The organism is Acinetobacter sp. 1130196, assembly GCF_000588095.1.
GTDB classification, from domain to species: domain Bacteria; phylum Pseudomonadota; class Gammaproteobacteria; order Pseudomonadales; family Moraxellaceae; genus Acinetobacter; species Acinetobacter nosocomialis.
Map to the genome: position 1 here is coordinate 1 of NZ_JFWX01000068.1, position 13,967 is coordinate 13,967.

The 13,967-nt window shown below is 36.2% G+C and carries 10 protein-coding genes and 3 pseudogenes; 7 read left to right on the top strand and 6 right to left on the bottom strand.

Features of this window, described 5'->3' with window-relative positions; all coding sequences use genetic code 11:
• Together J671_RS25585 and J671_RS23425 are read left to right on the top strand one after the other, a co-directional pair.
• Nucleotides 1-801, top strand: a protein-coding gene (locus J671_RS25585; RefSeq protein WP_152534347.1) for an IS5-like element ISAba27 family transposase whose coding sequence is annotated in 2 segments (ribosomal slippage) — nucleotides 1-359 and nucleotides 361-801 — 800 coding nt annotated over the 2 segments. Because the reading frame shifts where the segments join, the coding sequence is not laid out codon by codon here. This gene is flagged as partial in the annotation.
• A gap of 349 nt (nucleotides 802-1,150) precedes the next feature.
• On the top strand, nucleotides 1,151-1,873 hold the full coding sequence (locus J671_RS23425; RefSeq protein ID WP_004887911.1) for a GMP synthase: 723 nt from the start codon (nucleotides 1,151-1,153) through the stop codon (nucleotides 1,871-1,873).
• Nucleotides 1,874-2,095: 222 nt separating this feature from the next.
• On the opposite strand, the pseudogene metC reads toward J671_RS23425, so the two are convergent.
• Together metC and J671_RS23430 are read right to left on the bottom strand one after the other, a co-directional pair.
• Nucleotides 2,096-3,277: pseudogene (metC, locus tag J671_RS0105185) on the bottom strand (cystathionine beta-lyase).
• Between the two features lie 240 nt (nucleotides 3,278-3,517).
• The gene (locus J671_RS23430; RefSeq protein ID WP_006580617.1) at nucleotides 3,518-4,246 is read right to left on the bottom strand and encodes an AAA family ATPase; all 729 of its coding nucleotides are present in this window, start codon (nucleotides 4,244-4,246) and stop codon (nucleotides 3,518-3,520) included.
• A 156-nt stretch (nucleotides 4,247-4,402) separates the two neighbouring features.
• On the opposite strand from J671_RS23430, the pseudogene J671_RS0105190 reads away from it, so the two are divergent.
• From J671_RS0105190 to J671_RS23440, 3 genes and pseudogenes are all read left to right on the top strand, one after another.
• Nucleotides 4,403-5,152, top strand: a pseudogene (locus J671_RS0105190) (hypothetical protein); the annotation flags it as partial.
• Between the two features lie 345 nt (nucleotides 5,153-5,497).
• On the top strand, nucleotides 5,498-7,672 hold the full coding sequence (locus tag J671_RS23435) for a TonB-dependent siderophore receptor (protein ID WP_004887919.1): 2,175 nt from the start codon (nucleotides 5,498-5,500) through the stop codon (nucleotides 7,670-7,672).
• Between the two features lie 48 nt (nucleotides 7,673-7,720).
• Entirely contained in the window at nucleotides 7,721-8,398 is a 678-nt protein-coding gene (locus J671_RS23440) for a hypothetical protein (protein ID WP_009498856.1), read from the top strand.
• Nucleotides 8,399-8,451: 53 nt separating this feature from the next.
• Here J671_RS23440 and J671_RS23445 read toward each other — a convergent pair whose 3' ends face one another.
• Both J671_RS23445 and J671_RS23450 read right to left on the bottom strand, forming a co-directional pair.
• Complete coding sequence (locus J671_RS23445) at nucleotides 8,452-8,922, bottom strand: spore coat U domain-containing protein (RefSeq protein WP_004887922.1); 471 nt, start codon at nucleotides 8,920-8,922, stop codon at nucleotides 8,452-8,454.
• 395 nt (nucleotides 8,923-9,317) lie between these two features.
• Entirely contained in the window at nucleotides 9,318-10,541 is a 1,224-nt protein-coding gene (locus tag J671_RS23450; RefSeq protein ID WP_004887923.1) for an MFS transporter, read from the bottom strand.
• Between the two features lie 205 nt (nucleotides 10,542-10,746).
• Between J671_RS23450 and J671_RS0105195 the strand changes: the two are divergent.
• Nucleotides 10,747-11,100: pseudogene (locus J671_RS0105195) on the top strand (DUF2147 domain-containing protein); the annotation flags it as partial.
• Between the two features lie 92 nt (nucleotides 11,101-11,192).
• Here J671_RS0105195 and J671_RS23455 read toward each other — a convergent pair.
• Nucleotides 11,193-12,497 (bottom strand): MFS transporter, encoded by a 1,305-nt coding sequence (locus J671_RS23455; RefSeq protein ID WP_004887926.1) that lies wholly within the window; start codon nucleotides 12,495-12,497, stop codon nucleotides 11,193-11,195.
• A 169-nt stretch (nucleotides 12,498-12,666) separates the two neighbouring features.
• A complete protein-coding gene (locus J671_RS23460; RefSeq protein WP_004887930.1) occupies nucleotides 12,667-13,230 on the bottom strand; it encodes a TetR/AcrR family transcriptional regulator in 564 nt (187 codons plus the stop codon).
• Between the two features lie 401 nt (nucleotides 13,231-13,631).
• Between J671_RS23460 and J671_RS23465 the strand changes: the two genes are divergently transcribed.
• The coding region (locus tag J671_RS23465; RefSeq protein ID WP_031981918.1) for a helix-turn-helix domain-containing protein at nucleotides 13,632-13,967 on the top strand (336 nt) is incomplete at its 3' end.

Below are 13,967 nucleotides of genomic sequence, written 5' to 3' on the forward strand. Positions count from 1 at the left end.
GTTTTTCAGATTCTGAATTCCAGCGCTTGGTTGGTGTACCTCGACCAGTTTTTAGTGAAATGATCGAAGTTTTAAAAGAAGTAGAATCACTTAAAAAGAAATCTGGGCGTCCTCATACTTTAGCTATAGAGGATCAATTATTATTAACACTCAATTACTTACGGAATTACAGCACTCAATTGGAGTTGGCTGCAAATTACCATATCGCTGAAAGTAATGTGAATCGAACCATTAAAAAGGTTGAAGATGCATTGATGAAATCAAGACGGTTTACTCTGCCAAAACGAAGCATTACCACAGCAGACGAACAGTTTAACTGGGTCATTATTGATGCGACAGAATGTTCAATAGAACGTCCGAAAAAAAAATCAGAGTAAGTTCTACAGTGGTAAAAAGAAGAAACATACGCTAAAAGCACAAGTGATCTATCATCCGAACAGCAAACAAATCATAGGGCTAGATATATCGAATGGCAGTCAGCATGACATTAAATTGGCAAGAAGAACGGTTAAAAAATTCAAACATTGTAAATATGTTATGACCGATTTAGGGTACTACGGATTAGAGCAAGATGGCTTTAAATTATTGATGCCAATAAAGAAAAAGAAGAATTTACCCTTATTTGATGTTGAGAAAAAGTACAATAAAATGATTGGAAAAATACGAGTTGTGATCGAACATATTAATAGTCAATTGAAAACATTTAGAATATTAAGTGAACGCTATCGAAATAGACGGAAAAGATTCGGTTTACGCATTAACTTAATCGCTGCACTGGTAAATCGGATGAACTTGCAATAACGACTTTCGCAAGAGGTCTAGTATTTAGATCTATTCCATATCTTTTCATTTCACAAATATAGGACAACATAATTATCTTTTAAAACTCTATTAGAATAAATATAAATTACATTAAATTTAAAATAAAAAATTCTAGTTTTTAATATATTTTAACCAATTCGGTTAAAACTATGTTTAAAGCATATAGGCTCCTGCCAAATTTATTTAATTTAAACACTCCCTACTCTCACTGGACCATATAACTTTAAAAAACTGGATGTATTCATTAGACCATAGGCTTCGTAACCTATAGATGGCTTAAATCTAGCAATGAATCTATCACTACACTCTTTAAATTTTGAGGACTATTATGCGCCTACATTTTATTGTTCATGAAAATTTTGAAGCACCGGGTGCATATGAAATTTGGGGGCAAACTAATAACTTTGAAATGACATATTCAAGAGTGTATTTAAACGAACAATTACCCTCTACAGTTGAAAATATTGATTTTCTTATTGTGATGGGTGGTCCACAAAGTCCTGATACGACAGTTGAAATGTGCCCTCATTTTAATTCGCTCGCAGAACAAGCTGTCATAAAGAAAGCTATAGAGGCGAATAAAGTTGTGTTAGGTATATGTTTGGGTTCACAACTCATTGGTGAAGCTTTAGGTGGTCAATTTGAACATAGTCCTGAAAGAGAGATTGGTAAGTTTCCTATCATGCTGACTGAATATGGCGTTAAAGATTCTCTATTTTCACACTTAGGAAAAATGACAGAAGTTGGCCACTGGCACAATGACATGCCCGGGTTAACAAGCAATACCAAAATTATTGCTTTTAGTGCAGGTTGTCCGCGGCAAATCGTGGAATATTCGAAATTAGTCTATGGCTTGCAGTGTCATATGGAGCTAACGCCTGAAGTCGTTGAACTACTCATTCAACACTCAGCAACTGAACTCGACCAAGCCCCTGCTTATAAATTTGTTAATACCCGTGAGGAATTGAGAAATCATGACTATCAAGAAATGAACCAAAACTTGTTTATTTTCCTAGATAAATTAAAAGATGAGTATTTAAAACTTAACTAAATCACGGCAAAGCCCTTTTAATAGGGCTTTCTTTCATAAAATTAGATGATCTATAAAGTTTAAATTCCCTTTTGCACTGACAGTAAACGAACATAATTTCGCAGCAACAAAATCCCAAGTAATAGATGGTCGCACTGGTAGCCAAGGTCTAACAAAATAATAGCGTCTGTCACACATGAAACAGCTGACGTGCAGAAAGTTAGCTTTTAGGTTTTAAGACGGCTATATAACATTTTCAACACGCATTTGTTCTGCACACTGTAGGGCGTATTGCAAATCTTTTTGTAAATCGACCACAGATTCCAGCCCAATATTTAAGCGCACTAAATAGCCATCTTTAGGTAAATTGGTATGTGTTCGATAAGCTTGCCCAACAGGTAAAATCAAACTTTCAAACCCTCCCCAAGACAAACCAATATGAAATAATTGCAACGAATCAAAGAATTTTTGCACATATGAAGGTTCAGATTCTTTTAAGTAAAAAGCAAATACTCCAGATGAACCATCAAAATCTCTCAACCACAAATCATGATAAGGACTTGTTTCTAAAGCAGGATGAAGCACTTCTTTAATAGCCGGATGTGTTGCTAGAAATCGGGCAATAGTTAAAGCACTATCTTGATGCTGCTTTAACCTTACCGCCAAACTTCGCAAGCCACGTGATGCCAAATAAATATCGTCTGGGCTTGTGGTCTCACCAAACAAATGACCTGTTTTAGTGAGTTGTTGGTATGTTTCGGCATTTGCAGTAGCCACACCCATGAGTATGTCAGAATGGCCACCAATGTATTTGGTTACGGACTGAATAGAAATATCAGCACCGTGCTTTAATGGTTGAAAAAGTAATGGCGTTGCCCAAGAGTTATCGACTAATACTTTTGCGCCGTATTGATGACTAATTGCAGAAATCGCTGCAACATCACTCAATTCAAATGTCATTGAACCAGGTGACTCAATAAACACCGCAGTGGTACGATCATTAATTTTTTCGGTTAATGCTTCAAGATTGGTAGAGTCAAAATATTCAACACTTACCCCCATTTAGACCAATATATTGTCAGCAAAATTTCGTGTTGGACCATAGATATTATCGGCAATCAAGACATGACTATTTGCCTCTACACAAGCCATAAGTGCATGTGTACAAGCCGACAACCCAGATGGAAATACCATACTACCCGCACCGCCTTCAAGCGCACTGATTGCACTTTCAAAAGATTTAGCTGTTGCGGCGCCGAAACGGCCATAATGTCGATATACCCCACCATTTCGCTTAAATTCTTCCCACTCACTAAAGCTATTTACAACAATAGTAGAACCACGAAAAACAGGTGTGTTGACTAGACCATCAAAGCGCTCGGGTGTTCGTCCTAAATTAATGACATCTGTACTGAATTGATTCACTTTTATATTCCGAGAAACATATCAACTTTATTACCAATTCATGATAGTGAGGTTTCCATGGATATAAATTTTAATTTTTTCTACTTTTTATCTTTAAATTAGATTTATATTTCCTATTTTTACTTAAAATTAGAATTTAAATCCAATACTTATTTCTTAGGGTAAAATATTATTTTATAACGCTCTATGCATTGATCTACTTGTTGTTCGAACTAGCTCTTATGAAAGGTACTTCTCACACTATCCTTCATCTATGATTTGCTGGATACGCTTTTGGTAATTATTTAAAAAATCATGTGTCACACGGAAATGTTCCGTTTGTTCATACTGGATTTCACGAATCCCTGTGTCAGAAAATTGATAGATTTTAGCGTTAGGGTAAGCTAGTAAAATTGGGGAATGCGTTGCAATAATGAGTTGTGACTGGCTTTTGCATAATTCATGAATAGCCGACAAAGCTACAAATTGCATGGTAGGTGAAAGAGCAGCTTCAGGTTCATCTAATAAATAAAGCCCCTCACCTTGTAATTTATGAGTGAGCAACTTTAAAAAACTTTCACCATGAGAACAAGCATGGATATTGCCACCATAACTTTTTACATAGTTCAATTCATTCATATATGTGCCAATATTGTAATAACTCTCAGCTCTTAAAAAATAATAGTCTTTCGGCTTTTTAAAGCTTTTAATCATTCTTAAATACTGAAATAAATTTGATGAACTACTGGCTGAATTAAGCCGCACGTTTAGAGTGCCGCCTTCTTCGGAAAAGCCAAGTGCCAAAGCGATGGCTTCCATAATAGTCGACTTACCAGAACCATTTTCGCCAACAAAAAAAGTAACGTCTGGATGGAAGGTTAATTGTTCAATATCATTAACGGCTGGGATCGAAAATGGATAAATTGACCAGTCTGCCTGCATATTTGCTTTAATTTGTACCGAACGTAAATAAGGTTTAGCTTGTAGCATTTTGGCTGGTCCTTAATTTTTAATAGTATCTTCAGTTTTTATTAGAAAAAATTTAAAGGAAGTTCTGTCGTATATTTAATTTGCTCCATGGCAAAACTCGAACTCACATCTGCCAACCCTTTAATTTCAATTAATTTTTTATAAACTTTATCGTATTCAGCAACATCCGATCGTGATGTTAATTCATTTAAGCCAAAAATATTTAACCGCTCAGGCCAAAACCGAGTTGTATATTCAGGTCAAGTAAGTTTCCAAGTTCTTCAGCATAAAAATCCCAATAGCACCACAGTAGATGGAGATTATCCGGTTGGCTCATATAGTTTTATTCTTCAACCGGGTGAAACGAAAGTATTCACGTTGATTGGTGCTGGCGGTGGTGGTGGAGCATCTCGACGTTCTAATAGTTCTGATTATCCCTTAAGTAATGGTCAGAATGGTGCAGATGTTCTACTTAAATTAAACGGTGAAAACATAGCTATCGTACATGGCGGCGGCGGCGGTACTCAGGGTGTATGGAGTAATGGTTCCTCTTATGACAATGGTCTTGCTGGTACAATTGGAGATGTTGATATTATTGGAGCCTTCGATTCAACTACTATTACTCAAGGTAAAGCAGGCAACGCAACCAGAGAAGATCATACAGGTGGAACCTCTGTAAGTCCTATTGCTTTGTTTGGCAAAGGTGGTGATGGTGCACAAGGAATTGGTGACGAAGGCTGGTCTTTTGGTGGCGGCGGAGCATCTGGCTCTGTTTTAGTAGCTCAATACACTAATAGAAGTACAACTAATCAGACAATTACTCTGGTTGTTGGTCGTGGAGGTGTTGGGGGGCAAAAAGGAGGCTTTGACTGGGATGTTGTAGGAAGTAAAGGAACAGATGGTTTCGCTAGAGTTTCTAGTGGTTAATATTTGAAAATCTTTTACATGATGTGCAACGAAATAGAAAAGCAATTATCTCAAAAAAATGCTGAATTTATCTCGTCGCGCATCAAAGCTTCCACCACCATCAACATTGAGAACTTGACCAGTAATAAAACCTGCATGATCTGACAGTAAAAAGATAATCTAATTAAAAAGTTAAATTATTATTAATTTTTCCCACCCCTTTATTCACTCCAAACCATTGCAAATGAGTCTCATTTATATATACTTTACTCACTTTTTTTGAGTCTAGTCAGCACTCTTGTTTGTTCGCTTGAATAGTCGCTCTTTTTTAGCCTTTCACGATTTTTATATCACTTAGGTATACTTATGTTTGCTTTCTCCCCGCGTAAAAATTTAATTACTGTTGAAATTTTAAAACATAGTAGCCCCTTACTCTTATCCCTCATTCCAATGATGTCTTGGGCAGAAGCAACCGCAATTCAACCGGCACAACTAGAAACGATTAAGGTTCAGGCTGAAGCAGACACAAGTTATATCGCAACACAAACGGCGTCGACGCTAAGAGGCAAACAAAAAAATCTAGAAAGCCCGCAAACTGTAAACGTCGTATCTAAGCAATACATGAAAGATTATTTACCTGCGAACTTGGACAATGCACTGACCCAAGTCAGCGGCATTACACAGGGTAATACTTTAGGGGGTACACAAGACACCGTAATGAAACGCGGTTTTGGTGATAACCGTGACGGTTCAGTTACCGTAAATGGTATGCCAATTGTGCAAGGCCGAACCATGAATGCGGCCGTTGAACAAGTTGAAGTCTTAAAAGGTCCTTCTTCATTACTCTATGGCATTATGGACCCGGGTGGTGTGGTCAATGTCATTACAAAGAAACCTGAGACGACTCAGAAAACTGAACTTTCCGTTTACGGCTCAAGCTTTGCTGCGGGCAAAAATGGTTTAGGTGCAAGCATAGATACTACGGGTGCAATTGGTGATAGTAATTTTGCTTATCGCTTTATTGCCGATCATTCTGATGCGGACTACTGGCGTAATTTTGGTAATCTCAAACAGACTTTAATTGCTCCGTCTGTAGCATGGGATAATGGTCAAACTAAAGTGAACCTGAGTTATCAATATCGTCACTTTGATGTACCTTTTGACCGCTCTACCGTTTTTGACCCGAAAACCAATAAAGCCCTACCGATCTCTAAATACCAACGTCTAGATGAAGCTTTTAACCAAATGAAAGGTGAAGATCATTTGGCGCAATTGTTAGTTGACCATCAAATTAATGATAACTGGTCAGCTCACTTTGGTTATACCTACAACTACGAAACTTATGATGCCAACCAGTTACGTGTGACCAAGTTAGATACAACTAAACACACCGTGACACGCCGTACCGATGCGACTTTAAATGCACAAAGCGTAGATAGTAATGCTCAAGCTTATATTAATGGTTCAACCAACCTGTTCGGTTTAAAGCATGATATTCAATTCGGTTCAGACATCGAATATCGTAAGTATTTCCGTCCAGATATGGTTCGTAGTAAAACTACTTCCACAATAGATTATTTAAATCCAAGTTTTGGAACTGTCGAACCATCTCGTGAGATTAGCAAAGATGATAGTGATCAAACCGATAAACTGCATACCTATGGTTTTTATGTACAAGATGCAATTCACCTAAATGAAAAATGGATTGCAGTGCTTGGTGGACGTTACCTGAACTATCAGCAAACTGCTGGCCGTGGCAGACCATTTAAAGAAAATACCAACACCAATGATGATGCTTGGCTTCCACATGCAGGTTTAGTTTATAAATGGAATGACCAGCTTTCATTCTATGGTAGTTATACCGAGTCACTTAAGCCGTCTTCTTCTATTGCACCTTTGGGTGGCGATGCTGTTATTAACTCTGATGTTCAACCGGAACAAGCCAAGTCTTATGAAGTTGGTGCGAAATATGAGTTAAATGACCGTGTTAAAGCAAACTTTGCACTCTATGATATTAAAAAACGTAACGTTTTAGCTAAAGTGACTAACTCATCAACTGGTGAAGTTGAACTGCATACTACAGGTGCAGTACGTTCTAAAGGTGTTGAACTCGACCTAACAGGACGTGTAACCGATCAGCTTGATGCGACCCTTACCTATGCTTATACAGATGCGAAAGTAACTGAAGATGAAAGTGGCCTTGAGGGCAATCGCTTAAATAATGTAGCGAAAAATACTGCATCTTTGGCACTAGCGTATAACTATGGCGAACTTTACAACGGTAATTTACGTTTTGGTATAAGCGGTAATTATGTTGGTAAACGTGCTGGGGATTCGGAAAATACCTTTGACCTGCCCGACTATACCCTTGCCAATGCTTTTGTCAGTTATGACACGACCATTGCCAAGCAAGCAGTTACGTTCCAATTTAATTTAAATAATATCTTTGACAAAACCTACTACACAGCCAGTGTAAATAATTTGGCCGTGTCTCAAGGTGATTCTCGCCAAGCGGTATTACGTGCAACCTTTAAATTTTAAAACATGGGATTAGAGCAGTGCCTAAATCGCTGCTCTTTTGAAATCAATATGAAAAAGCTTCTTTCTATCGTAGTGTTGATTGGCACATTGTTTAGTTCTGCTGTTTATGCTCAAACGCGAATTGCCTTGATCTCTCAAGTTAAAGGTGCCTCGGCGAGTACAGATATTGCCATTCAAAAATACTTGCAAAGCAAGGGCTATCAAGTTGAGGTGTTAGATCAATCTGTTTCACCAAACAGTTTAAAGAACACAGATTTAGTCATTATCTCTTCTACTGTTGCTTCTAAAAACCTTCAATCTGGTTGGCGTCAACTTCCTCTTCCAATCATGACATGGGAAAACGACTACCTTGATGATTTGGCAATGACCGGTAAACGTATTAATACCGATTTTGGCGAAGTCGAGAAAGAACGTTATTTGTGGCTAGTCAATGCACCGCATCCCCTCTCTGCACAGCTTCCTGCTGGAACTCGCAATGTATATAAGGCTCAAGCGCCTATGAGTTGGGGCAAGCCCGGTTTAGGTGCCACCATTATTGAAACGATTTATGGACAACCTGAAAAAGTAGCCATTTGGGGATATGAGAAAGGTGCAACAATGGATTATGAATCTTTAGCGCCTGCAAAGCGTCTTATGTTCTTCCTTAACAATGACACCTTTACCAATCTATCTGACGATGGTTTAAAGCTGTTTGATGCCTCAATTCAATGGCTTACCCATAAATAAAACCATTTATGATGCAGCTCTCAAGGTTTTTATAACACTTTGGCGAGCTGCAATTAATAAACAACATTTACGCGCACCCAATCCTCATACTTTGTAGCCTGAACATTGGTACTTGATGTAATTACCCCATGTATAGGAATATTTTCTTTCATTCCCGTTGCAAAACCTGAGTGTATTTTACTTCCTGCCCCACCCCAAATTTGGGTATGACCAGCATCCTGATACAACACATATGCCACAGAAGCCGTGCTTGCAGCAGACTTAAGCTCAAAGTTATTGTCTGAGGTGACGGCGACTTGATACGGTGTATTTTTGCTGCATTGGACAGAGACATCGGTTCTTGTGGCTGAAACTGGCTGCGCACGTACAACTGTACCAAAATCTAGATTTCCTTGGGTTGAAACTTCGCAAGTGTCTACAATGGTTAAACTCACCTTTAATGAAGTAGATGCATTTCCAGCATGTGCGCTATTTATTATCAGCATTCCCATAAGGGAAAATAAGGCGTACTTAATGACTTTCATTTCTTCTCCTTATCTTTTTTTGTTCTATTTTCTACTCATCTTTATATTGTCATTTTTCTGTTTTACTAAAGAAACAGTTTCAGGGTCTTTTAGTTATAAAGCTTAATATTGCCTACTGTCAATCGATAATAATCACATGATTTTCATATTAAACTTATAATTTGTGATGAATTAAACGTAATTTATTTAGTTTAAAAAGTAGTTAATATTTTTTATTTCTATTAATTGTCTACACCAATCTATCTAATGATGAATTGAAAATTTTAGATGTCTCAGTTCAATAGCTAATTAACAAATAAGACCTTTTGTACAGCTCTACCTGTTTTCATTCAATGTATCGTGTTGAGGCGCACAAGAAACATTTCATTCACGACAAAACAATTAAGAGAAAAATATTATTTTATTTTAAAAACAGATATATAACTTAATACTTGAAGAGCAAATATAAAGGTAAAAAATGAAATCCAGTTATAATTATCAACTAAATAAGATGCAACTGGTACAGATACCAAAATTAAAAGCATAGACAAAGATGTTAAAATAGAAAATTTAAATGATGACCTAGCACTATTAACAGCTTGCATTAAATAATTGGAAAAAGAATAAGTAACAAAGCTAGATGAAACAATATTGAGTGAGAACAAGACAAGTAAATAAACTTTATTAATTTCATTATAAAAACTTACATAGATAAAGAACAACAAGGTTAATGATTTCAGTAACAAAGAAAACAACATTATATAATTTGCTGGAAATTTACTACTCATCCGTCCCCAAGCATAACCACAAAATACAACAGCAAGTAGCGGTAAAATAGTATTAACCACACCAAAAAACTCAAGAGTTAGCTCAAACTTTTTAATAAAAAATATGATCACAAAAGAAGATAAGGTTAAATCAAAAAGCTTATAAAATGTTGAATAAAAAAACAATTTACTTATATCAGAAAGAACAGAAAACGAATCTTTTAAATTGTATAGACTAGTTTTCACAATAAAAAATAAAGAGATCGGTGGTAAAAACATTAAAAAATAGAATAAGTTTTCCCGACTAAATTTCCAAAAATCGCTTAACTTATTAACAGTAAAAACTATAAAAAAAATCAGAAAAATCAAAGAGGAAAATACAAATAAGTGGCTTAAACTTCCTTGGAAGATTTTATTAAAAATAAATAGAACTGCCCCACCTGCAAAAATAGAAGCAATTCTCCACCCAAAAATGTAATAAGACAATAAAGAGCTACGCTCTTCATCTGTAAAATTTTTAATTAAGTTTGCATCTGTCAAGATATCAAAACATGCTCCTAAGAATGCCAAATTGATTAACATTATAATAAAAACAATACTATATAAATCCGAAAAGAGGATTAATAAAAAGAAGCTAAAGCTGATTAAAATTATAAATATGGATATTAAAAATTTGATAGATGATTTATCAACTGAATCGGCAAAGCCACTCCATAAAAATTTAAAAGAATAAGGCAGTAAGGCAAATACCATCGTAGAGATAAAAGAAACTGGATAGCCCAAATGTGTGAAAGCTGCTTGAAGTGTAACTGTTAAAAAGCAATATATATAACCAGACAAAAACCCGAAAAATGCTAACTTTAAATTATTCATAAAATACAACCAGTTAATTACTCCATTTAACAAAGAGAACTATTTAAAAATAATTCTTTTTTAATTTTTTAAAAATATATTTATATCCACATTTATCAACTTATATTATTTTTTTAGTTTTTTTAAATTTTTATATTATATTTTTGTATTTCTTTAAACATTATAAATTAATTTTCTTCGGGTTTTACTTTTCTAAATATTTTAGAAAACAATTGATGATGAAACCAATCAACCTAGAGCTTTGGTAAAGTTTAGCGAAGATAAAAACGGTCTTCTCACTGTAAATATTGAAAAAATCCTTGTTACAAGTGAAGCCAATAAATGTACGATGTGTGAAGGTACTTATAAAAACAAATCTTTAATTGGTTTAACCATTGTCAAAAATTTAAAAAATGTTGGTCAAAATAAATATGACAAAGGGTCTATTCTTGACCCACAGTCAGACACAACCTATCGCTTTAGTGTAACTGTATCACCAGATGGCGAAAAACTTACTGCGCGTGGCTATATTGGTATTTCTGCAATTGGTCGAAACCAAACATGGTACCGAGTTAAATAATTCATAAAGTAGCTTTTGACCAACGCCCTGTAGCTACTCACCGATCATAAATACGGTCTATATGTGATGTAAAAATTATGTAGTAGACAGTGTTATGATCGGTATTTAGCCTGAATGATCAGTGTGATAATCACGAATAACGAAGGGATTGCAGCAATCACAAATAAATGGGTAATGACCAAAAATTGAGAGAGATACCCGCCAAATAACGGCCCAATAACCGAACCCAAACGGGCAATTCCAATACTCCAACCCACCCCTGTAGTACGAAGTGAAACTGGGTAATAACTGGCAGACAAAGCATTAATGGCAGGTTGTCCGCCAACAATGGCAAAGCCAGCAATAAAAATAATAATAAACAATAAAACGATATGACTAACAGCATACCCAATTAAAGCAACACTCATCACTGCGACAAAAAAAACAGGAATTAATACTTTATAAAATCCAGTCTTATCAATTTTAAGGCCCATCACAACACTACCAATCGTACCGCCTAATTGTAGGGTGGATCCGATCATTAATGCCTGATTCAATGAAAGTCCTGACTCTTTAGCCAAAGTCGGTAGCCAGTTCGACAGGAAATAAAGGCTGATCATATTTAAAATACTGATGATCCAGATGGAATAGGTAAAAAACGCACGCTTATTTTTAAACAACTCTAGCGGCGACTTTTTAACCTCAACTTCAGTGTTATTAATGATTTTTATTTCTGAATTAAACGTTAGTGCGGGATAAAACTTCTTTAACCAAAACAAAATTTTAGGGTTGTTTTTGTTGTCTTCACTCAAAAAATATAAAGACTCTGGCATTTTAAAGAATGTAATAAAGAAAATAATTAAAGGGATAATTCCGCCAAAATAGAAAATCGACTGCCAACCGCCCCAAGGAACCAATAAGGCTGATATACCGCCCCCTAGCATTGCCCCAACCGTATAACCACAAGATATAACCATCATGGTAAAAATACGAGATTTATATGGAACAATTTCGGAGCTATAAGCCATCACATTTGGCATGATACCGCCTAAAAAAACTCCTGTAACAAAGCGAATTACGGTCAATTGCTCGATATTGCCTACATGTGGTGTTAACAGCATTAATATCGAGAACATAAAGGTCGAGATGAGCAGTATAGGACGGCGGCCAAACCGATCAGAAAGTGAACTTAATAAAAATGATCCGACAAATAAACCAAATAAGCTTGCGCTAAACACAACGCCGAGCATGGTTTTTTGAACGCCCCAGTCTTCTATAATCATTGGAGCTGCGTAAGCCATGGACTGGATGTCATAACCATCCATAATCATTAGCAATAAACAAGTGACCAGAATAAATTTTTGATAACGCCCAACTTTCTGCTGATTGATCAAATCACTTAATGCAACTTCTTTCATGGTATTCCTTTCTCCATGACGCGCTTTAAATTAATTCCATTTTTACGATATACGTAATCGATTTACGATTAGCGTAAATAAAATAACACACCTCATCTCACGGCGTCTATGGTCTGCTCATCTGATAACAATCAAGCAAACCATATTCCCCTTTATTTAAATAACTCGTTTACTTCAAACAAATAGGTTTAAAAAAGCAGTCCATCGCTGCATCCCTGTTTTCCACACTATCTGTACTTAAAAACTCAAACATTAAGCCATCTATTAAGTTTAAAACCATGTCGGCATCGGGTTTTAACACACTCATTTCTAAGCTAAAAATCAGTTCAAAAATTTCACGGGTCAGCCATTTTCTATACTCAACTGCCATACGGTAAGCCTGCGGGTAAACCACTTTAATTTCAAAAAAAGCCTTAAGTAATAAGTGGTACAGGCTATTAGAATTAACATGTAAAACCACGATTTCTTTGAGCTTATCAATGGGTGTGCGGTAATGGCTTGAGTAAATAATGGCTAGTACTTCTTCTTTGAGTAAACTTTTCTGAAAGGCAATACACATTTCAATCAGCCCTTCTTTTGAGCGAAAATAGTTATATAGCGTCGCCTTGGGTACTTCGCACTGTTTGGCAATCAGGTCTACACCTGCGGTGTGAAATCCATAAGTGGTAAATAGACCAATAGCCGTTCGAATAATGTGTAATTTTTTGGAAGAGATTTCTAAATAATTTGGCATAGTTTTACCATTATAAATTCTTGTTGTTTCTAAACGAGATACTTTTTTGGGAGAAAAAAGGCATAGCAAAGCCGTAAAGACTGTGCTTGGCACATCTCAAGTTTTGTTGTTGCTAAGTTCTAAGTAAAAATGACTTACGGCCTGAAAACCTGAGGGCGTTCAAGCTGCTTTAATTTTTAAGCTGTGTCGTTATAGCTTTTGGCAGCCGCTGCCAAGAAATAATGGATGTGCAAAGCCAACTCCTTTTTATTGGGAGTTCTGCCAGACATTAAAATTATGGTGGCAGAACGAAAGGGGGTTCGCGGACTGGCCTTAAGATTCCAGCACACCCAAAGGTGTCCCCCTCCCGTTCTGAACTGCACCCCATAAGTTAGACTTTTTAAACTTATGAGGTGTGCCCTATGCCAATTCCGAAGCATTCAAAAGAGTTAAAATTAAAAGTCATTCAAGCTTATTTAGATGGAAGTAAAGGATATAAAATCCTTTCACAAGAATTTAATGTTGATCTCCAAACCATCCGCTTATGGATTGAAAACTATAAGGCACAAGGTGAAGATGGCCTGAATGTTAAAACTAAAAAAACCTACTACTCTTCCGAATTTAAAATCAAGGCTGTACAAATGCTTCTTGATAAGATACCGGTAAGAGAAGTTAGAAGACGGTTAAATCTGAGCGGGACGTCAATTTTAAGAAGGTGGCTCGCTCAGTATCATAAAGAAGGGATTGCCGGGTTTAAT

What these genes read in the sequence shown, in the direction of transcription:
- J671_RS23425 (WP_004887911.1), top strand. Translation starts at nt 1,151, where the DNA reads ATGCGCCTACATTTTATTGTTCATGAAAATTTTGAAGCACCGGGTGCA.
- J671_RS23455 (WP_004887926.1), bottom strand. Translation starts at nt 12,497, where the DNA reads ATGAAAGAAGTTGCATTAAGTGATTTGATCAATCAGCAGAAAGTTGGG.
- J671_RS23430 (WP_006580617.1), bottom strand. Translation starts at nt 4,246, where the DNA reads ATGCTACAAGCTAAACCTTATTTACGTTCGGTACAAATTAAAGCAAAT.
- J671_RS23440 (WP_009498856.1), top strand. Translation starts at nt 7,721, where the DNA reads ATGAAAAAGCTTCTTTCTATCGTAGTGTTGATTGGCACATTGTTTAGT.
- J671_RS23445 (WP_004887922.1), bottom strand. Translation starts at nt 8,922, where the DNA reads ATGAAAGTCATTAAGTACGCCTTATTTTCCCTTATGGGAATGCTGATA.
- J671_RS23460 (WP_004887930.1), bottom strand. Translation starts at nt 13,230, where the DNA reads ATGCCAAATTATTTAGAAATCTCTTCCAAAAAATTACACATTATTCGA.
- J671_RS23450 (WP_004887923.1), bottom strand. Translation starts at nt 10,541, where the DNA reads ATGAATAATTTAAAGTTAGCATTTTTCGGGTTTTTGTCTGGTTATATA.
- J671_RS23435 (WP_004887919.1), top strand. Translation starts at nt 5,498, where the DNA reads ATGTTTGCTTTCTCCCCGCGTAAAAATTTAATTACTGTTGAAATTTTA.